This is a genomic window from Paenibacillus lignilyticus, assembly GCF_017942085.1.
Lineage (GTDB): Bacteria > Bacillota > Bacilli > Paenibacillales > Paenibacillaceae > Paenibacillus_Z > Paenibacillus_Z lignilyticus.
This window is the reverse complement of record NZ_JAGKSP010000003.1, coordinates 470,650-488,983: the sequence shown is the minus strand read 5'-3', so window position 1 is coordinate 488,983 and position 18,334 is coordinate 470,650. Positions and strand designations below refer to the sequence as shown.

Annotated in this window: 18 protein-coding genes; 16 read left to right on the top strand and 2 right to left on the bottom strand. The window is 51.3% G+C overall.

Going from position 1 to position 18,334, the window contains the following annotated elements:
* The first annotated feature begins 1 nt into the window (after position 1).
* The 13 genes from I8J30_RS11810 to I8J30_RS11750 all read left to right on the top strand — a co-directional run bounded on the left by I8J30_RS11810 (position 2) and on the right by I8J30_RS11750 (position 14,100).
* The gene (locus I8J30_RS11810) at positions 2-844 is read left to right on the top strand and encodes a deoxyribonuclease IV (protein WP_210658413.1); all 843 of its coding nucleotides are present in this window, start codon (positions 2-4) and stop codon (positions 842-844) included.
* Entirely contained in the window at positions 841-1,155 is a 315-nt protein-coding gene (locus I8J30_RS11805; RefSeq protein WP_091215729.1) for a cyclic-phosphate processing receiver domain-containing protein, read from the top strand. The genes I8J30_RS11810 and I8J30_RS11805 overlap by 4 nt, the downstream gene beginning before the upstream one ends.
* Positions 1,156-1,201: 46 nt before the next feature.
* Positions 1,202-1,984, top strand: a complete 783-nt coding sequence (locus I8J30_RS11800) for an ABC transporter ATP-binding protein (RefSeq protein ID WP_210658555.1) — start codon at positions 1,202-1,204, stop codon at positions 1,982-1,984.
* Positions 1,981-2,997 carry an SAM-dependent methyltransferase gene (locus I8J30_RS11795; RefSeq protein WP_210658412.1) on the top strand — a complete coding sequence of 339 codons (1,017 nt, stop codon included), beginning with the start codon at positions 1,981-1,983 and terminating at the stop codon, positions 2,995-2,997. Before I8J30_RS11800 ends, I8J30_RS11795 begins: the two co-directional genes overlap by 4 nt.
* 94 nt (positions 2,998-3,091) lie before the next feature.
* The gene (locus I8J30_RS11790; RefSeq protein ID WP_210658410.1) at positions 3,092-4,735 is read left to right on the top strand and encodes a serine/threonine protein kinase; all 1,644 of its coding nucleotides are present in this window, start codon (positions 3,092-3,094) and stop codon (positions 4,733-4,735) included.
* A gap of 54 nt (positions 4,736-4,789) precedes the next feature.
* A complete protein-coding gene (locus I8J30_RS11785; RefSeq protein ID WP_210658408.1) occupies positions 4,790-6,352 on the top strand; it encodes an ABC-F family ATP-binding cassette domain-containing protein in 1,563 nt (520 codons plus the stop codon).
* A gap of 132 nt (positions 6,353-6,484) precedes the next feature.
* Positions 6,485-7,183 carry a response regulator transcription factor gene (locus I8J30_RS11780; RefSeq protein WP_091215739.1) on the top strand — a complete coding sequence of 233 codons (699 nt, stop codon included), beginning with the start codon at positions 6,485-6,487 and terminating at the stop codon, positions 7,181-7,183.
* The gene (locus I8J30_RS11775) at positions 7,180-8,535 is read left to right on the top strand and encodes a HAMP domain-containing sensor histidine kinase (RefSeq protein WP_091215742.1); all 1,356 of its coding nucleotides are present in this window, start codon (positions 7,180-7,182) and stop codon (positions 8,533-8,535) included. Before I8J30_RS11780 ends, I8J30_RS11775 begins: the two co-directional genes overlap by 4 nt.
* 33 nt (positions 8,536-8,568) lie before the next feature.
* Complete coding sequence (locus I8J30_RS11770) at positions 8,569-9,432, top strand: carbon-nitrogen hydrolase family protein (protein ID WP_210658406.1); 864 nt, start codon at positions 8,569-8,571, stop codon at positions 9,430-9,432.
* A gap of 37 nt (positions 9,433-9,469) precedes the next feature.
* Positions 9,470-10,135 carry a GNAT family N-acetyltransferase gene (locus I8J30_RS11765; protein ID WP_210658404.1) on the top strand — a complete coding sequence of 222 codons (666 nt, stop codon included), beginning with the start codon at positions 9,470-9,472 and terminating at the stop codon, positions 10,133-10,135.
* Positions 10,136-10,152: 17 nt separating this feature from the next.
* Positions 10,153-10,821: a GNAT family N-acetyltransferase gene (locus I8J30_RS11760; protein WP_210658403.1), complete on the top strand. Its 669-nt coding sequence runs from the start codon at positions 10,153-10,155 to the stop codon at positions 10,819-10,821.
* Between the two features lie 45 nt (positions 10,822-10,866).
* Positions 10,867-11,646 carry an MBL fold metallo-hydrolase gene (locus tag I8J30_RS11755; protein WP_338044854.1) on the top strand — a complete coding sequence of 260 codons (780 nt, stop codon included), beginning with the start codon at positions 10,867-10,869 and terminating at the stop codon, positions 11,644-11,646.
* 456 nt (positions 11,647-12,102) lie between these two features.
* Positions 12,103-14,100: an endonuclease MutS2 gene (locus I8J30_RS11750; protein ID WP_210658401.1), complete on the top strand. Its 1,998-nt coding sequence runs from the start codon at positions 12,103-12,105 to the stop codon at positions 14,098-14,100.
* Positions 14,101-14,151: 51 nt separating this feature from the next.
* Here the strand turns inward: I8J30_RS11750 and I8J30_RS11745 are convergent, their stop codons facing one another.
* Positions 14,152-14,793 (bottom strand): thiamine diphosphokinase, encoded by a 642-nt coding sequence (locus tag I8J30_RS11745; RefSeq protein ID WP_210658399.1) that lies wholly within the window; start codon positions 14,791-14,793, stop codon positions 14,152-14,154.
* A gap of 211 nt (positions 14,794-15,004) precedes the next feature.
* Here I8J30_RS11745 and I8J30_RS11740 point away from each other — a divergent pair, with 211 nt between their 5' ends.
* Positions 15,005-15,685 carry a trimeric intracellular cation channel family protein gene (locus I8J30_RS11740; RefSeq protein WP_210658551.1) on the top strand — a complete coding sequence of 227 codons (681 nt, stop codon included), beginning with the start codon at positions 15,005-15,007 and terminating at the stop codon, positions 15,683-15,685.
* Positions 15,682-16,158 (top strand): low molecular weight protein-tyrosine-phosphatase, encoded by a 477-nt coding sequence (locus tag I8J30_RS11735; protein WP_210658397.1) that lies wholly within the window; start codon positions 15,682-15,684, stop codon positions 16,156-16,158. Before I8J30_RS11740 ends, I8J30_RS11735 begins: the two co-directional genes overlap by 4 nt.
* A gap of 65 nt (positions 16,159-16,223) precedes the next feature.
* Here I8J30_RS11735 and I8J30_RS11730 read toward each other — a convergent pair whose 3' ends face one another.
* Entirely contained in the window at positions 16,224-16,964 is a 741-nt protein-coding gene (locus I8J30_RS11730; protein WP_210658395.1) for an alpha/beta hydrolase, read from the bottom strand.
* Positions 16,965-17,246: 282 nt separating this feature from the next.
* Here I8J30_RS11730 and pdhA point away from each other — a divergent pair, with 282 nt between their 5' ends.
* Complete coding sequence (pdhA, locus tag I8J30_RS11725) at positions 17,247-18,314, top strand: pyruvate dehydrogenase (acetyl-transferring) E1 component subunit alpha (protein ID WP_091215764.1); 1,068 nt, start codon at positions 17,247-17,249, stop codon at positions 18,312-18,314.
* The last annotated feature ends 20 nt before the right edge of the window (positions 18,315-18,334 follow it).

The window sequence follows — 18,334 nt, the reverse complement described above, 5'->3', positions numbered from 1 at the left end:
GATGCGGACCGGATTTCATGTTTCCACTAAGGGCGGTTACAGAGAAGCGGCAAAGCGGGCGGCAGCGTACGGTGCTGTCGCTTATCAATATTTTCCGAAAAATCCGCGAAGTCTTTCCGTCAAAGAGATCGACTACAGTGATGCGAAGCGGTGTGCGGCGTTCTGTGAGGAGCGGGGGATTGTTTCCATTGCCCATTCCCCTTATCCGACGAATATTGCCTCAGAAGATGCAGAGCATCGCGCGAGAACGGCGGAATCTCTGATAAATGATCTCGCTATTGCCGAAGCTTGCGGTTCACTGGGGGTTGTGGTTCATTTTGGCGTCTATAAAGGACCGGATCCTCTTGAGGGCTACCGTAATGCCGTACTGACGTTAAGCGCGATTACTTCGCAGTGGAACGGCAAAGCTAAGCTGCTCATCGAGAATCAAGCCGGTGATCATACTTTCATGGGGACTACGATGGAGGAGCTGGCTCAAATTCGCAGCCTATGCGCGGATCCGCACAAAATCGGGTTTTGCCTGGATACTTGCCATCTCTTTGCCAGCGGCGTTTGGGATGGAAGCGCTGACGCAGCATGGATGGACAAAGCGCGGGAGCTGGGTGTGATTTCAGAGCTGGTTGCCATTCATCTGAATGACTCCGTCCATCCAAGCGGGGAGAAGAGAGACCGCCATGCGAGAATCGGTGAAGGCTATATTGGCGAGGCTGGCTTGATCTGGCTGCTGCGTCATCCGCTGCTGAAGCAAGTTCCGTTCGTGCTGGAGACCCCATCCGGGGAAGATGGTACGCACCGGAACCAGATGGAGCTGATCCGGCGGTTAGGAGGGGAGAGCGAAGCATGATCAACGTGTATTTAGACGATTATCGGCCTTGCCCACAGGGCTTCGTTCTTGCAAAGACGGCTGCTGAATGCATCCTTCTGCTGCAGCATGAGGAAGTGAATATCCTCTCGCTCGACTTCGAGCTTGGCTGGGGGCAGCCGAATGGGCTTGCCGTTGCTGAATATATCGTAACGAGCGGACGTTATCCGCGAAGATGTTACTTTCATACGTCCAGTCTTGCAGGCAGACTGCAGATGGTACATTTATTAACTCAGCATGCACCGCTGGACATTCAAATTCATAACGGTCCAATGCCTGCAGAGAGCAGGTAGCGCAAATCTACTTCATGTGAACTTCTGGGAGGGAAAAACCATGAACATGATTACATTGCAAGATATCACGTTTCGCCGCGAAGAGAGACAAATTCTTGATGGCGTTAATCTTCAAATCAATAAAGGCGAGCACTGGGTAATTCTGGGCCGAAACGGCTGCGGAAAAACAACGCTGCTGGAAATGATGACCGGCTACCAATTCCCTTCTTCCGGAACCGTGGATGTACTCGGCAATCGCTTCGGGGAATGCGATGTGCGGGAGGTCCGTAAGCAAGTCGGTTATATCAGCCAATCGGTTATTGAGAAACTGACTCTGCGCGATCCGGTTTGGGAAGTCGTTGCGACAGGGGAATACGCGTATCTGCGTTTCTATCAAACCATCGATGAAGAGGTGCGCCAGAAGGCGCTGCGGCTCTTAGATGAAGTGGGCTTGCTGTACACGGCAGATCAAACACTGGCAACACTCTCGCAGGGCGAACGGAAAAAGGTGATGTTGGCACGTGCGCTGATGTCCAATCCGAAGCTGCTTATTATGGACGAGCCTTGTGCGGGTTTGGATTTATATGAGCGAGAGAAGCTGCTGATCGATCTTAACCGACTTAGCGAGCGCGATATAACCGTTGTGTACGTGACGCATCATATGGAAGAAATCATACCGCTATTTACTCATGTGGCGTTGGTACAGGACGGACGCATCGTAGCAGCGGGTCCGAAGAAGGACGTGCTTAGTCCGGAGTGGCTAAGCCGTGCGTACGACTGGCCGGTGGCCGTAGAATGGGCCGATGACCGGCCATGGATTCGAGCATTATCAGGAGGCAAACAGCAGTGAGTCATTGGATTGGAACAGCTAATCATGGTTTTGCGTCGCTTGCAATGGAAGAGCTTCGTAGGCAAATTAACGGCATTAAATTTACGCAGCTTATCGCAGGCGAAGTATTCAAGATGGAGGTTCCGTTAAGCAGAGAAGAGATGCTGGATCTCATCCAGACGAATGAACCGATCTTCTTAAGACATATTCAGCCGATTGACCGCGCATTGCCGATCCACGGCAATGCCGACGACTTGCAGGCGCTTTCGGAGCTGATGCGCGGTGCGAGAATGCGCTGCGAGGAAGGGACAACGGCCATTCATCTGAGGCGGCTGGATGGAACGCCGTTTATCTATTCCGCTGCCGATACAAAGGCTGTGCTGGATGCTGTCATTATGGAGCTGGGCGGAGAGACGACGATGCAATCGCCCGATCAAATTTTCTCCATTTTTGCGGCAGCCGAAGAACTATACGTGGGGTGGGGTACTCCATCGGAGCAGCTGTCGGATTGGCCCGGCGGTGCGGTTCGCTTCCAACGGGAGGAAGGACAGATCTCGCGGGCGAAGTTCAAGCTGCTTGAAGCGGAGCGAGCGTTCAAGGTCTACTTCGAAACCTTCCGCGAAGCGCTCGACATCGGTGCGGCTCCCGGCGGTTGGACGCATCTGCTGCTGGAGCGCGGACTGCGCGTGACGGCGATTGACCCTGCGGAGCTGCACCCAACGCTGGCAGCTTATCCGCGTCTTACGAAGATGAAGAAGAACGCGTCGGATGTGAACTTCCCGGCGAATACGTTTGACTTGCTCGTGTGCGATATGAGCTGGAGTCCGATGCAGATGGCGAAGCTTGTATTGGAGAAAACGGATGCGCTGACAGATGGCGCAACGGCGATCATCACAATTAAGCTAATGCATAAGAAGCCGCTGCAGACGATTCGCGACGTGATTTCGAAGCTGGAAACCGCATTTGAGCTGAAGAAAGCGAAGCAATTGTTCCACAATCGCGATGAAATTACGTTATACTTAGTGAAACGGTAAAGAAACGATACAACCGGGAAAGCATCCCGAATGAGCAGACGATGTCTGTGCATTCGGGATGCTTTTTTGCATTTTGCCTTAGGGAGGCTAGCGGATGAGCACAGCAAACGGGAAACAAGAGCTGCTTAAAGATGGCTTTATGATCGGCGGTCGATATCGTATTGCCGGATTAATTGGCAGAGGCGGAATGGGTGAGGTTTATGCGGCCGAGGACCTGCGCTTGCATGGGAAGCTTCGTGCGCTCAAGATCGCCTCGATCCACAAGCTCGATGGTGTAGATGGAGCAGAAGAGGCGTCGCTGCTGATGCGTTTGAATCATCCCCATTTGCCTCTTATTGTGGATTATTTCCCACTCGTGGAGGAGCTGGGTTGTGAAGTAGTAGTTATGGATTACATCGATGGGATTACACTTCAAGCATACCTGGCATCTCAAGGCGGTGTGATTCGTCCTGCAGACATCGTGGCAATCGGTAGCCAGCTGTGCGACGCCTTGCACTATTTGCACAGCCAGCATCCGCCGATTATTCATCGGGACTTAAAGCCGACGAATGTGATGATGGACCGCGGCGGTTTTGTGCGATTAATTGATTTTGGAATCGCCAGAGAATATAAGCCGGGCCAAGCTCAGGATACGGTCATGCTTGGAACGCCCGGATTCTCAGCCCCGGAGCAAGGGGGGGAGTACCAGAGCGACGCGCGTACGGATGTATTTGGCTTAGGTGCTTTGCTTTACTACTTGCTTAGCGGAGGCAATCGGTACGGGACGAATGAGGGAACCGGTTCATCGAGACGTAATGTGTTACCGAGCCATTTACCCATTAAGATGTCCGAAATAGTATACCGCATGCTCGATCCAAACCCGGTGTGCAGATACAGCTCCATGATGGAAGCTAAGCATGCGCTGGAAGTCTGCTTAGGCGACGATCTCGACGCATCGCACCACAGGATCGGTCAAACTGTGCAGCTCCGGAAAAATCGCAGCCAAACCATCATGATCGCTTCGCTGTCGTCCGGCGCAGGCGCGACCTTCATAACCATCACGCTGGCACATTTACTCGAGCAGCAAGGGATCTCATGCACGGCGATTGAGCACCCGGAGCTCGAACCGGAATGGCACGCATTATTATACACACCGGGAGCCCAGCAGCGGCTTCGGACGATATCACAACAAACGTGGCAAGGCAAGTATCGAACTTTTCATTCGCCGTCCAAACATATTAAATGGCATGCGCTGGAGGAGGATAGCCGCCTATCTTCAGTAGATGCTGAGCCAACACTTAAATATCGGCTTCTGTCAGAATCAGCTGATTCGACTGTCGTTCTAACCGATATCTCCGGCAAATGGCTCACGACCTATGAATTAACGTTGGAACTGACGGCATGCGATGCTTTGATTTTCGTTGTTGATCCGTCTCCTTCTAAATGGACCCCGCAGCGACTACAAGCGGCGGAACGCATTTGCTTCGAACGCTCGAAGACTCGTCTCAGGACCTATTGGGTGGCTAACAAAGATATGCCATTTCGCAATCGCAGTGAATGGTTGGCCGCCATTCCGGAGAAACCGTTGTGTTCCGTTCCTCTGCTGCCGGCGGATCAGCTGGCCGATTTGCTCTGGTCAGGCAAGTGGGCTACGTCCCACAAAAATTGGCTAAGCCTGCTGGAACGTGCCTTTCAGCCTATTTTGCAAGAAATAGTTGGGGTATCTCGGCACATTCCATCACATCCTGTGATACAATGAGTTGCGAGCGCAGCAATTAAGGCGCTTAATTATCATTGGAAAGCGAGCTTGAACATGAGTTTATTGACGATAGAGGAATTATCCCATAGTTTCGGTGATCGCACGTTATTCAAAAATGTTTCCTTCCGGCTGCTCGCCGGCGAACGTGTCGGACTGGTCGGCGCGAACGGTACGGGCAAGTCGACGATGATGAATATTTTAACCGGTAAATTGTTAAAGGACAGCGGGAAGGTTGAGTGGACGCCTCGCGTCAGATACGGATATTTGGACCAGCATACGAAGCTTGTTCCCGGCAAGACGATTCGCGATGTGCTGAAAGACGCGTTTCTTCCCTTGCTGGAACTGGAGCGGGAGCTTAATGATATCGCGGGCCAAATGGCAGATGCCGATCCCGATCAGCTTGAGGTGCTCCTGGTTCGCATGGGCGAAATTCAAGAGGAGCTTGAAATCGGCGACTTCTATTTGCTTGATGTGAAGGTCGACGAGATGGCGAACGGACTCGGTTTGAGTGTCATTGGTCTCGATCGGGATGTCGCATCGCTAAGCGGCGGACAGCGTACGAAGGTACTGCTGGCCAAGCTGCTGCTGGAGAAGCCGATGGTGCTGCTGCTCGATGAGCCGACGAACTATTTGGACGAAGAGCATATTACATGGCTGACGCACTACTTGAAGAACTATCCATACGCCTTTATTCTTATTTCCCATGATACGGGCTTTATGAACGAGGTCGTGAACGTGATTTATCATTTAGAGTTCACGAAGCTCACTCGCTATGCCGCTAACTACGAGAAGTTCTTGACGATGGCGGACATGAACAAGGCGCAGCATATCGATGCCTATGAGAAGCAGAAGGAATATATCAAGAAGCAGGAAGAGTTTATTCAGAAGAATAAAGCGCGTGCTTCGACCAGCGGCAGGGCAAAAAGCCGTGAGAAGCAGCTTGACCGGATTGAGCGGATCGAGAAACCGGAGGAAGCTGCGAAGCCTACGTTTGTGTTCAAAGAAGCGCGCACAAGCGGCAAAACCGTCTTCGAAGCAACGGGACTGACGATCGGATACGGCAGCAAACCGCTGCTTCCGCCAATGAACATGCTTGTGGAGCGGGGAGACAAGATTGCGATTGTCGGCTGCAACGGCGTAGGTAAATCGACCCTGCTGAAGACGATTCTGGGTAAAATCGATGCGCTTGACGGCACGATCTACCGTGGCGATTATTTGTTCCCCGCTTATTTCGAGCAAGAGGTGAAAGCGCCGAATTTAACGCCGCTGGATGACGTATGGAACGAGTTTTCCAGCATGAATCAGCATGAAGTACGCGCGGCCCTGGCACGCTGCGGCTTGAAGAACGAGCATATCACGCGAGCGCTGAACCAGCTCAGCGGCGGTGAGCAGGCGAAGGTTCGTCTATGCAAGCTGCTTATGCGCGAGAGCAATTGGGTCGCGTTCGATGAGCCGACCAACCATTTGGATATTCATGCGAAAGCAGAACTCAAACGCGCGCTGGCGTCCTACAAAGGGACCATTATCCTGGTTTCCCACGAGCCTGATTTCTACGAGGATTGGGTAACGAAGGTATGGGATGTCGAACAATGGTCGATGCAGCACGCAATGAACTAAACAGGTAGAGAACAAAGCCGCCAAGCTTAGGATTGGCGGCTTTGGCGCTTGCAAAGGCGCTTTTGCTTCTTTATGATAGTGGGAACGGGCTGGTCCCGTTTAAGTCTATAACAAAGTGGGTGTACAGCGAGAATGAACGAACGCATTCTTGTTATCGAAGATGAGGACGGCATTGCACGGGTGCTTCAGCTTGAGCTAGAGCATGAAGGGTATTCGGTCGGTCGTGCCGCAGACGGCAGGAGCGGACTTGAACAAGCCAACAACGGCGAATGGGATATGCTCCTTCTCGACGTGATGCTTCCTGAACTAAATGGAATTGAAGTGCTGCGCAGACTGCGGCAATCCGGCAATCAAATCCCAATTATTCTATTAACGGCACGTGACACGATTCCGGACAAGGTAAGCGGTTTCGAGCATGGCGCCAATGACTATATTACGAAGCCGTTCGCGATGGAAGAGCTGCTTGCGCGCGTTCGCAATTTGCTGCGTATCTTTCAGCAGCAGCCGAAGGAGACGGAGAGTCCGGATGTGCTGAAGGCCGCCGATCTCTCGATCGAGCTGCGCACGCGCAAAGTCTTCCGCAAGGATCTGGCGATCGAGCTCACCCCGCGCGAATTCGAGCTGCTTGTTTATTTGGCGGAGCATCGGAATGAAGAGAAGTCGCGAGAGGATATTTTGTCCGAAGTATGGGGCTATGATTTCATAGGCGAGACGAATTTAGTGGATGTATACATCCGTTATTTGCGCCAGAAAATCGATAAAGGGTACAGGCATAAGCTCATCCACACGGTTCGTGGCGTAGGTTATATGCTCAAGGAGCCGGATGCATGACGCTGCGCAGACGATTTACGTTTTTCACGATTTTTTGGCTTATATTTATATTGATCCTGTTTAACATTTTCGTTTATTTATTTGTGATTAAAATCACGATTCGCAGTGAGGATCAACTGCTGACGAATAAAGTCAATATCCTGCTCGAGGATCCCCGAATCGTCGACCCCACTCAGTTATCCAATGGGGAGCTGCTTCGGGATTTCTATAACATCAGCGAGCTCATACGCATCGTTGATCGAGGCGGCAGAACCGTGAACTCGCAAGGCTCTGACTCCGAGCTGCTTGCGCTGAAGTCGGAATTTTCGAGTCAGCATGATACGGGGATGTTCTTTCTGGAAGGCCGCCGAGTGCTGTACATGAAGGTGCCGCTCTTCCATGACGGCCAGGTGATCGGAACGCTTGAGCTCTACCGTAAACTGACGCTGCTGGACAGCTACTTGCAGGTTCTGGTCATTGCGTTGACCATTACCAGTATCGGAGCGATCTTGTTTGCCATCTTCGGTACCTATTGGTTTACTTCGAGATTAACATCGCCGATTCAGCACATGGTGCAGACAATGAGGGAGATTGACCGCAGCGGGAAGCTGCGACAGATCGAGCTGGCTCAGCGCGATCAATCTGCTGAGCTGCTTCAGCTTGCGCGCGCCTTTAATCAGATGATCGACCGGCTGGATCGTACGTTCGAGCGGCAGAAGCAGTTCGTTGCCGATGCCTCGCATGAGTTAAGAACGCCGGTAACGGTTATTACCAGCTATGCGGGCATGTTGAAAAGATGGGGACGCGATGATGTCAACATTCGCGATGAAGCGATAGAAGCGATCAGCAAGGAATCGCAGCGGTTGCAGAACTTGACCAAATCGATGCTGCAGCTGGCGCAAGCCGAGCAGGAAGATTGGCTCAATCTGGAAAATTTCAATCTCGTGCAGCTGACGGATGAAACCGCGGATATGCTTCATATGACCTTCCAACGCATGATTCGCGTACATACCGGCAAACAAGATGTTCGCATGATCGGAGATAAGGACAAAATCAGGCAGCTGCTTGTCATCCTCATTGACAATGCAATCAAATACAGCAAAGATCCAATCGATGTTACCCTTGGCGCGAATAAAGGCGTTATCCGGATATCGGTCTCGGACAAAGGCATGGGCATTCCCGAGGACGAAATTCCTCATTTGTTCGAGCGTTTCTACCGCGTAGACAGCGCCAGAAGCCGATCCACCGGCGGTGCCGGACTTGGGTTGTCCATCGCCAAGCGGATTGTAGATTTGCATGAAGGTCAAATCGACGTATTCAGCAAACCTGAACAAGGTACGACCATCTCGATTGCGCTGCCATTGCGCAAATAATCATTTTCGAAGCTTACAAAGGCGGTGAGAACTATGGGGAGTTTACGTGTCTGCGCTGTCCAGTACAAGCTGGCAGATATCGAACGCTTCGAACAATTTGCCGATCAAGTTCGGCACTATGTTCGGAATGCATCTGAATATGGCGTTCAATTTATTTTGTTTCCGGAGTTTTTCACGACGCAATTGCTCTCCATCGGAGACGATGAGGGACGACCGTTGTCGATTGAAAGACTGCCTGACTTTACGGATCGCTACATAGAACTATTTCAATCACTCGCAGCGGAATATCAAGTGCACATCGTTGGCGGCACGCATGTCATTGATGCCGGGGACGGCAAGCTAAACAATGCAGCGCATCTGTTCTACCCAAACGGCCGTGTGGAGCAGCAGGCGAAGCTGCATATGACGCCTACCGAACGCGAGGAATGGAATATGTCGCATGGCGAATCCTTGCGCGTCTTTGATACCGAGCATGGCACAATCGCGATGCTTACTTGTTACGATATCGAATTTCCGGAAGTGGTCCGGATGGCGCGGGCGAAAGGGGCGGACATTATTTTCTGTCCTTCCTGCACCGATGACCGGCATGGCTTCTACCGGGTTCGCTACTGCTGTCATGCAAGGGCCGTCGAGAACCAAGTCTACATTGTGACGACTGGTACCGTTGGTTCGCTGCGCAAAGTTGATTTTATGCGAGCTAATTACGGTCAAGCGGCTGTTATTTCTCCAAACGACATTCCATTCCCTCCTGCCGGCATCATGACAGAAGGCATCATTAATGATGATATGCTTGTTGTCGCTGATCTCAATGTGCAGCTGCTTCACGATGTGCGTGCTGCCGGATCGGTTACGACTTGGCGCGACCGCCGCACCGATTTATACTGCGACTGGTCGTAAGCGTGCGATCGATTTCCGGAGGAGGGGAGGGTGAGCGATGCGGAAACAGTTGATTGTCTACCATATGGGCAAACCAGTCGAAATTGTGATCCGCAATTACGGTATCTCCGATATCGAGGGAATGATCGCCATTCAGCGGGCCTCCTTTCCGCCTCCGTTTCCTTCCGAGCTATGGTGGAATGAAACGCAGCTGCGTGAGCATATTACTCGGTTTCCGGAAGGTGCGATATGCGCGGAAATGGATGGCCGTTTAATCGGCTCCATGACGGGGCTTCTTGTAAGAGAGTCGCAGCTGGAGGGCGAACATACCTGGGAGGCTGTCACGGACAGCGGATACATTCGCAATCACGATCCTGATGGTACAACGTTATATGTCGTGGATTTATGCGTCATTCCCGAAATGCGTAAAGCCGGCATCGGTAAATGGCTTATGCAAAGCATGTATGAGATTGTCGTGCATCTTCAGTTGAGGAGACTGCTTGGCGGCGGACGGATGCCGGGCTATCATCGGTATTCAGATAAGGTATCGGCGTCGGAATATTTAGAAGGGATTACAACGGGCTTGTACAATGATCCCGTAATCTCGTTTCTGATGCGCTGCGGGCGACTGCCGGTCGGCGTTGCGCAGCATTATCTGGAGGACGAAGAATCCTGCGGTTATGCCGCAATTATGGAGTGGAAGAATCCATTTATACACGAATAGAGAGGAAGTTATAAGCCATGGACTACATACGCATTCAATCGATCGACAATCCCTTATTCAAGAGCATGCATGACTTGATGAAAACCATTTTCCCGAAGGAAGAAGTGCTTGCATTCGAGAAATGGGCCGGTCCTCTCGAGGATCCGAGCATTCACGTCTATGTAGCGGTGCATGAAGGCGAGGTTGTCGGCACAACGGAATATCGCTACTATCCCGGTATGCAAGTCGCGATGACGGATTTTACGATTGTCGGTCGTCCGGGGCTGGGTGCGGGTCGGTTTCTGATGCGTAACCGCTCGCGTGACTTGGAACGGTTGGCGCAGCAAAGCGGAACCGATCCGATCGGCATGTTTGCCGAAATTTACAATCCTACGCTGGCAGAATATGAATTCGGCGGCGTCTATCCGATGAACCCGTTTGTTCGTCGTGAAGTGCTGTCGCATATCGGTTATATGCGGATTGACTTCCCTTATGTACACCCGTCTTGGGAAGAAGATGGGGCGGCTGTCGGCGGGCTGGATTTGTGTTTCTTGCCTCAGGACGAGAACCGCACTGAACTGGATGCATCGCTCGTAGTGGCGTTCTTGACGGAATACTATTCGGCTCTGCCTAATAAGCCGGATGAATGGCATGCCATGGTCGAAGGCTTGAAAGGGCAATCCAAGCTAGCGCTGAAACCACTGTAGAGAGGCAGTGCGTACATAACGTTAATGGGAGTGGGGGAAACATTCTTGGCGACGACAGTCACCTTCTGGGGAACGGGAGATGCAATGGGCGTTCCTCGTGTCTATTGCTCATGCAGCGTATGTGAGGAGGCGAGATCGGGCGGCGTGAACCGCAGAATGCGTTCACTCGTTCATCTCGCAGATGAAGAGTTTGGGACGATGTTGATTGATTGCGGTCCGGATTGGCGCAGCCAGATGGAAGCGGCAGGTCTCAAGCGGATAGATACGATATTGATTACTCATGCTCATTTCGATCATATCGCAGGTTTGCCGGAGTGGGCAGACCTATGCAGATGGCTCCGGTGCAAAGGGAAAGCCTACGCTATGCCTGATGTGATAAACGATATTCTAACTCGGTTTCCATGGCTCTCGTCTCATATTGAATTCCATCCGATTACAGGGCCGCTTCAATTCGGGGGCTGGGTTGTGCAGACGTGGAAGGTAAACCATGGGAAGAACGGTTACGCGTACGCGTTCCGGTTCTCGCATGCCGAGCGCGGTAAGGCATTCGCCTATTGCTCCGATTCCATTGCGCTTGAAGGCGAGGAGCTGGTACCGCTGGCAGAGCTGGATCTGCTCATACTGGGGACGAGCTTCTATCAGGAACCATACCCGTTCGAGACGCGTTCCGTCTATGATGTTACGGAAGCACTGGCCTTGATCGAAGATTTAAAACCAGTTAAAACATTGTTTACGCATATGTCGCATGATATTGATTTACAGCGAAATTATGGGCTGCCTGCTAATGTCGCATTTGCGCATGCGGGACTGACCGCCATCGTTTAGGCGATTGCCGCTTGACTTAGGCCGAGTGCTGGCGCTATTATAAAATTAACTTTAAGCAGTAAGGGGAAATTTTAATGCGGGTTATGGTTCTTAACTTCTAAATTGGATACTGCCCGGCGCCTGAAGCGCTGCCGGGTGCACGGCTTTTGTCAGATAAGCAAGTGGACTTTCTCTAATTGGAGTAGGTTTATATTGCTGCATCCCACAGAAGCGTGCAACCAATGAGTTAAGAACATGACAATTTCCGCCTCCTACTGGACGGTAAATTCGCGTGCTCTCTCGAGCACGCTTTTTTTTGTTCTACGGGAAATCCGCATTCTGATTGCCGGAAGCAGGTTTCTTCGTCGAATCGAAAAGAGTTTACCGAGAAAACCATGAACAGGGATGGGATGCGTATGCGTTCTGTCCCTGTTTTTTTGCGTATACATTCAAACACCGAAAAGGATGGATAACGAGATGAATAACGCGTCGATGACGAAATTGGAATTCGATAAAATTAAAGCGATGCTGCTCACCTACACCGTTTCTGAAGCGGGAAGAGCGCTCGCCGAGCGGCATGAACCAAGCGCGGAACCTGGCCGAGTGAAAGCATGGCTTGGCGAAACGGAAGAGGCGGCGGCGCTGCTGGCAACCGGTGCAAGCGTCCCGATCTCGGCAATGGAAGGCATAGAGGTCTTCATGGCACTGCTGGGCAAAGGGAAAATCTACAGCGAGCAGGAGCTCGGCAATTTGGCCGTTTGGCTCACCTCAATCGGGCAAATGAAACGATATATGGACAGTAAACGAATGACTGCACCGACAATCAGCAGCTACGCGGATTCCATGTACGATTGCCCTGAGCTCGTGAAGGAATTGCAGCGCTGCATTCGGCATGGCGCGCTGACCGATCAAGCGTCTCCGGCTTTGGCGGACATCCGTCGGCATCTTGCTGCCGCAGAAGAGCGAATCGAGCGCAAGCTGGGTCAGCTGTTAGGCAAATACAAGAATGCGCTGCAGGATCAATTAGTCAGCAAACGGAACGGGCATTATGTTATTCCGGTGAAGAGAGACCTGCGCAGACAAGTGCCGGGTACCGTATGGGATGAGTCGGCAAGCGGTCAAACCTTGTTCGTTGAGCCGGTCGATGTGGCTGATCTGCAAGCGGAGTGGCAAATGTGGAAGAGTGAAGAGGAACGCGAACGAACACTTATCCTCTCGCAGCTCTCCGATTTGGCCGAAGAGCAGAGCGCCGCGTTGAGATGGAATTTGGAGGCCATGGCATCCTTTGATTTTATATTTGCCAGAGCGAAGCTATCGCGTACGTTTAACGGGATTAAAGCTGCCATTATCGACAAGCCTTACGTGAGGTTGATCGGAGCCAAACATCCGCTGTTAGGCGGCAAGGCAGTACCGCTTACGATTGAAATTGGAGGCGAGTGGCGACAGCTTATCATAACGGGACCTAATACCGGCGGCAAAACCGTCGCGCTCAAGACAATTGGTTTATTCGCGCTGATGGTGCAGTCAGGATTCCTTATCCCGGCAGAGGCCGGAACGGAGCTGGGGTTATTCCAGACCATTATGGCGGATGTCGGTGATGGCCAAAGCATTGAGCAATCGTTAAGCACGTTCTCTGCGCACATGGAATGCCTAAGCGATATGCTTCGCAAAGCGAATGCTCGCTCGCTGATTCTGCTTGACGAGCTGGCAGCCGGCACGGATCCCGGCGAAGGGATTGCCTTGTCCATTGCCGTGCTGGAGGAGCTTCTGAAACGCGGCTCGCTTGTGGCGGCCACGACTCATTTTAACGAGATTAAACGATTCGCCTCCGTCATGAAGGGTTGTACGAATGCCCGTATGGCATTCGATGCCGATACGCTGCAACCGATTTATAAGCTGGAAATCGGGGAAGCCGGGGACAGCTACGCTTTTGCGATTGCGAGGAGGTTCGGCTTGCCTGAGAGTGTCATTAAGCGAGCGGAGGAGCGCGTTGTGGCAGCCAAATCCGCCAATTCGACGCAACAGCAGGAGAAGTTGAACGCCGGAGAGTTTGATTCCACTTCTGCTTTGCGATGGGACGATGCATTGAAGCGGGCAAGCAGCAAAGAAGAGGCAAAGACTCAAGTAAAGCACAAGGAGGAAGTCGCAAATTCGTCGGGGGCCGGAGCTAAGAAACCATTGGAAGTCGGGGATTGTGTCTGGATTTATCCGCTTAAGCGGACTGGTATCGTATTCCAACCGGCAAATGAACGTGGCGATGTGGTTGTGCAGGTTCAGAAGAACAAGATGACCTTCAACCGCAAACGGCTGTCGCTCTACATTCCGAGCACGCAGCTGTACCCGGAATTGGAAGAGGGCTACGATATGGATATCGTGTTCGAATCGAAGGAAAATCGTAAAACGCGCAAGCTGATGGGGCGAAAATACGTCCCCGGACTATCCATCATCATACCGCCGGATGAGCCAAAAGCTTGATTGTCGCAACAGGGCATGATAAGGTGGCTATTCATTCTTTCAGAGTCACCTTTAATCCCGGCTTTGTATAACGAGCAGCATCCCTTGCTTAATTGCAATTTGACCTTCCTCAAGGAGAAGCTTGTTACTGATGCCGAGCGATTGTCCGATTTCAAGAGAAGCCTCATGAAGCGGATATTGAAACCCTGTCAACGTAATGCCAGTCACACGTTCGGATAGCGGCAATAGGGAAACATAAGTGTAGCTGCTGTTATATAACTTCGTTTGATCAGCGGTCAGCTGAATACAGTTGTGTTCATCTACTATCGAAGCGGCAATTCCTTGCTGCTGCGCCATACGGAGCAAGTGAACATTCGCGAGCGAATGGTCGAACCTGGTTCCGAGAGCGCCAAGCATGACGATTTGCTGCGGTTTCTTGGAGAGTGCAAGACGCCAAGCAAGCTCCGTGTCCGTATAATCTTTGTCGATCGGATCGTAATCATGAGTTTCGCCGCTGGTCTCACGGATGTACTCCAACTGAGCCGGGGTAACGGAATCGAAGTCGCCCAGTGCGATATGCGGCTTCAGCCCGTGCTCGACAAGGAATAATGCGCCGGCATCTGCTCCGATCAGCATATCGTCAGGAGTGAGGAAATCAAGCGCCCACGTACCCAATCGACCGCCTGTAAAAATAACTATTCGCTTAGGAATCATAAGTAGTCCTGCCTTTGCAATCGTTCGTGTCCATTTGTGAACCGAAGCGTTTTACGCCAGTATACTTCCCTTGTGAGTCGTTGACCAGCCGAATTGCTCCCGAAGTGGAAAATGTAACGCTTGAAGATTCGACGAGCCGCGGCTAAAATGAGTAAGGATCATATTGAGCGGAGACACGCGGAGGCATCAAGCAATGAATCTACAGATGGACATGGACATTTTCACCGTTTTCAGTATTATCGGAACGATTGCGTTTGCGGTCAGCGGCGCGATTGTTGCAATGGAAGAAGAGTATGATATTTTAGGCGTGTACGTGCTTGGACTTGTTACTGCTTTCGGAGGCGGAGTAATCCGGAACTTATTGATCAATGTTCCGATTACGACGATATGGACGCAGGGCATGCTGCTGAAGACGGCGGTAATCGCAATGACGATCGCATTTATCATGCCGGTCAAGTGGATTAACAGATGGAAGAAGAGCGAAGCTTTCTTCGATGCGATCGGGCTGTCGGCTTTTGCGATTCAAGGGGCGCTGTACGCAACGGGCAAGTACCCGCTTAGCGCCGTTATGGTTGCAGCCATGTTGACCGGTATCGGCGGCGGGATGATTCGCGACGTGCTTGCAGGTCGGAAGCCGCTGGTGCTGCGAGATGAAATCTACGCAGTCTGGGCGCTTGCCGCTGGCGCGGCGATCGGCTTGGGCTTTTTCGAATCCCCGGTGGAATTATTAATCTTATTTGTTATCGTCATTATCTTCAGGATGTTATCCGTTCACTACAACTGGCGGCTGCCGAGGCGATCATTGAAGTACGCGCTCGCGCAGTCGGTCCATTCGGATAAAGAGCGCGCTGAAGCTGCCAAGATTGAGCAAGAAAAAGGAGAAGGATCATGATTAGCGTATTATTTGTTTGTCTGGGAAATATTTGCCGGTCGCCGATGGCCGAAGCGGTGCTGAGGCATCGACTGAAGGCGCGCGAGCTGGAGGACCGGATCAAAGTCGATTCCGCCGGAACGGGAGATTGGCATCTCGGCAAGCCGCCGCATGAAGGAACGCGCGGACTGCTGGAGCGTTACGGTATTTCATACGAGGGAATGCGAGCTAGACAAGTGCTTATCGACGACTATCAGACCTTCGACTATATCATCTGCATGGACAGCGCCAATGAACGTGATGTGCATGCGCTCTTCGGAAGCCGTTCTGATCTGCATGCCAAAGTGTTCAAATTCATGGATTTGCTGCCCGATGAGGCGAGCGATGATGTACCGGATCCGTATTACACGGGCAATTTCGATGAGGTCTATGGGCTTGTATCGAAAGGCTGCGAGAATCTGCTGGAGCGAATTCGTCGCGAACATCAATTGTAAAATAAAGAAAGACCGCATCCCCAACGAGAAGTTGGGATGCGGTCTTTTTGCATTTATCGCGTTTACTAAGCCTCAGGGTGAAGGAACGTGCGAAGCGCATCCGGAATGCGCTGCTGCCAGAAGCCCCACACATGATCGCCATCATGCTCGCTGTAATGGGTTGTGGCTCCTTTTGACTCCAGGATAGCTTTCATTTCACGGTTAATAGCAACAAAATCAAATACGCCGCTATCGGATTTAAATGCCGTTTCTTGCAGGCCTACGATCATGAACAGTTCCAGTTTGCTTAGATCCGAAGTGCTCTTGGCAATCTCGCGCGAAGCGGGATAAAACGCCCCTGACAAGGAAATAACTTGATGGAACAATTCGGGGTAGGTGAGCGCAATGTGAAAGCTGACGGATCCGCCTAAGGAATCGCCTGCAAGAATGCGAGCGTCGGCGTCTGGTCGTGCTGCATATTTGGACTCGATATACGGAATGAGTTCATCGCCGAAGAAAGTGACATATCCGTGATGCCGTTCGCCGTTCGGTGCATATTCGGCCGTGCGCAGCTTAATGTCCACATCAACACCAACAATAATGAAAGGCTCAATCCCTTCATCCAGAATGAGCTGATTGGCGATCGTCGCAATGCGGCCGAAGTTGAAAAATTGCTCGCCGTCTTGGCAATAGACGACCGGATAGCTGAGCAGTTCATTGTAGCCGGGTGGTAAATATACCCTTAGATCGCGTGAGCCCTCGGGCAGCAATCGACTGGTAATGACATCCTTTACAATCGTTCTTTTCAAATAACGAGGATCGGTCATGAATAAAAACTCCTTTGTCCTTGCATGGTTTGGACGTGTTGTGGGTAAACAAAAGGGAGGAAACAAATGCAGCTTTTGCTAGTAATATGCCCTGTTGTACTATTCTGTACTAGTAGTTCGATAGTTCTGTTACATATACAATTTAGCAGGCTAATAGATCAAATGTTGCAAAATACAACGGTTTATTGTGCTTTATGCTTTGACCATTTCGGTTAAACAGGTTTATAATCATTCTATAACAGGGATACTCGTTTTTTCAAATATTCAACTGAGGTGAACAATATGAGCAAGCTGCCTTATGAAGTTCAGACGGAGCCGGTAACTCCACTTTCCGTTTTGTCTCCTGAAGGGGAAATTGTCAACGAAGCGCTTATGCCGAATTTGTCGGATGAGCAATTGAAAGAAATTATGTATCGTATGGTTTTCACGCGCACATGGGATGAGCGTGCCGTAAACTTGGGAAGACAAGGTCGTCTTGGCTTCTACGCACCTGTTTCGGGTCAAGAAGCTTCCATGATCGGAAGCGAATATGCACTGAACAAAGATGATTTCATCTGCCCGGGCTACCGCGACATGCCTCAAATCGTATGGCACGGACTGCCGCTGTATCAAGCATTCCTGTATTCTCGCGGTCATCAGCACGGCGGTCAAATTCCTGCGGACGTTCATGTTCTTATGCCGCAAATCATTATCGGCGCTCAAATTCTACATGCTACAGGCGTTGCTATGGCATTTAAGAAAAAAGGCGAGAAGCGCGTAGCTATCACTTATACTGGTGACGGCGGTTCATCGGAAGGCGACTTCTACGAAGGCATGAACTTTGCCGGCGCATTCAAGCTGCCTGTCATTTACGTTGTTCAAAACAACGGTTATGCGATCACAACTCCATACGCGAAGCAAACTGCTGCATTGTCGGTTGCGCACAAAGCAGTCGCTGCCGGTATCCGCGGTGTGCAAGTTGACGGTATGGACGTTCTTGCTGTTATTAAAGCGGTATCCGATGCTGCAGAGCGCGGCCGTAACGGCGAAGGCGCAACGCTTATCGAGATGCTGACTTACCGTTTCCGTCCGCATTCCATGGCGGATGATACAACGAAATACCGTACGAAGGATGAAGAGGGCGAATGGAGCCTGAAAGATCCGATCACTCGTTTCGCGAAATTCCTGGAGAAGAAGGGTCTGTGGTCGGATGAAGATACAGCCCGCGTGAAAGAGGAAGCGAAAGCGACTGTAAACGAACACATCAAGAAAGCAGAAGCAACAGAGAAAATGACCGTGAACGGACTGATTGATTCCATGTTCGAGCACACCCCTGCTCACCTGGAAGCGCAAAAAGCCGATTTCCAATAAATGGGATGACTATCGAAGTT

What these genes read in the sequence shown, in the direction of transcription:
- I8J30_RS11810 (WP_210658413.1), top strand. Translation starts at nt 2, where the DNA reads ATGCGGACCGGATTTCATGTTTCCACTAAGGGCGGTTACAGAGAAGCG.
- I8J30_RS11805 (WP_091215729.1), top strand. Translation starts at nt 841, where the DNA reads ATGATCAACGTGTATTTAGACGATTATCGGCCTTGCCCACAGGGCTTC.
- I8J30_RS11800 (WP_210658555.1), top strand. Translation starts at nt 1,202, where the DNA reads ATGATTACATTGCAAGATATCACGTTTCGCCGCGAAGAGAGACAAATT.
- I8J30_RS11790 (WP_210658410.1), top strand. Translation starts at nt 3,092, where the DNA reads ATGAGCACAGCAAACGGGAAACAAGAGCTGCTTAAAGATGGCTTTATG.
- I8J30_RS11785 (WP_210658408.1), top strand. Translation starts at nt 4,790, where the DNA reads ATGAGTTTATTGACGATAGAGGAATTATCCCATAGTTTCGGTGATCGC.
- I8J30_RS11780 (WP_091215739.1), top strand. Translation starts at nt 6,485, where the DNA reads ATGAACGAACGCATTCTTGTTATCGAAGATGAGGACGGCATTGCACGG.
- I8J30_RS11775 (WP_091215742.1), top strand. Translation starts at nt 7,180, where the DNA reads ATGACGCTGCGCAGACGATTTACGTTTTTCACGATTTTTTGGCTTATA.
- I8J30_RS11770 (WP_210658406.1), top strand. Translation starts at nt 8,569, where the DNA reads ATGGGGAGTTTACGTGTCTGCGCTGTCCAGTACAAGCTGGCAGATATC.
- I8J30_RS11765 (WP_210658404.1), top strand. Translation starts at nt 9,470, where the DNA reads ATGCGGAAACAGTTGATTGTCTACCATATGGGCAAACCAGTCGAAATT.
- I8J30_RS11760 (WP_210658403.1), top strand. Translation starts at nt 10,153, where the DNA reads ATGGACTACATACGCATTCAATCGATCGACAATCCCTTATTCAAGAGC.
- I8J30_RS11750 (WP_210658401.1), top strand. Translation starts at nt 12,103, where the DNA reads ATGAATAACGCGTCGATGACGAAATTGGAATTCGATAAAATTAAAGCG.
- I8J30_RS11745 (WP_210658399.1), bottom strand. Translation starts at nt 14,793, where the DNA reads ATGATTCCTAAGCGAATAGTTATTTTTACAGGCGGTCGATTGGGTACG.
- I8J30_RS11740 (WP_210658551.1), top strand. Translation starts at nt 15,005, where the DNA reads ATGGACATTTTCACCGTTTTCAGTATTATCGGAACGATTGCGTTTGCG.
- I8J30_RS11735 (WP_210658397.1), top strand. Translation starts at nt 15,682, where the DNA reads ATGATTAGCGTATTATTTGTTTGTCTGGGAAATATTTGCCGGTCGCCG.
- I8J30_RS11730 (WP_210658395.1), bottom strand. Translation starts at nt 16,964, where the DNA reads ATGACCGATCCTCGTTATTTGAAAAGAACGATTGTAAAGGATGTCATT.
- pdhA (WP_091215764.1), top strand. Translation starts at nt 17,247, where the DNA reads ATGAGCAAGCTGCCTTATGAAGTTCAGACGGAGCCGGTAACTCCACTT.